Origin of the sequence: Vibrio sp. TMPB1044, assembly GCF_030442075.1 — a bacterium.
In the GTDB taxonomy this organism is placed as follows: Bacteria; Pseudomonadota; Gammaproteobacteria; order Enterobacterales; family Vibrionaceae; genus Vibrio; species Vibrio satsumensis.
Window position 1 is genome coordinate 1 of record NZ_JAUJED010000040.1, and the last position, 773, is coordinate 773.

Below are 773 nucleotides of genomic sequence, written 5' to 3' on the forward strand. Positions count from 1 at the left end.
GACTTTGTTATCACGGGGTCTTCAAAGGAAGTCCTAGTGAATGACATTAAGCCGCAACTGATGGCTTTCTTACAAGAAAGAGGTTTAGCGCTTTCTGAAGAGAAAACGCACGTTACTCATATCAATGATGGTTTTGACTTTCTTGGCTTCAACGCCAGAAAGTACAAAGGGAAACTGCTCATTAAACCGAGCAAATCCAACGTATTATCATTCTTACGAAACATGCGTGACCTCATTAGAAAACACGCAACAATCCCAGTAGCCGATCTCATTAAGATGATGAATCCAAAGCTACGAGGATGGGCGAATTACTATCGCCACTGTGTTGCTAAACAAACCTTCGGCTATGTTGGTCATCAGATGTTTCTAGCGTTATGGCGATGGTCAGTCAGGCGTCACCCAAACAAGGGACGTAAATGGATCGCACACAAGTACTTTCTAAACTATCAAGGGCAATGGATTTTCCATGGCTGGTTTAAAAAGGATGGACTGTATGGCGTGATCCGACTGTTTCAAATCGGTCAAGTGCCAATCAAGCGACATGTAAAAATCATGAGTCAAGCGACCCCGTTCGATCCTTTTTGGGAAGGTTTTCTCAATGAACGTAAGGTGAAAAATACAGGTCGTAACTCATGGTTTGATCCTGTCGCCACTGCTTTGTGAGTTGCTGGGTAACAATAACGCCTTAGTGGAGGCTTGAGCCGTATGCAGTGAAAGTTGCACGTACGGTTCTTAGGAGGGCGGCATCTGGTAACAGGTGTCGCCTATCCGAC

At 44.8% G+C, this 773-nt stretch carries 1 protein-coding gene; it reads left to right on the plus strand.

Annotated features, from left to right (window positions below; translation table 11 throughout):
- Positions 1–663: group II intron maturase-specific domain-containing protein (locus tag QQ041_RS20645; protein WP_285954954.1), on the plus strand; the 663-nt coding region annotated here is incomplete at its 5' end.
- Positions 664–773 lie beyond the last annotated feature (110 nt).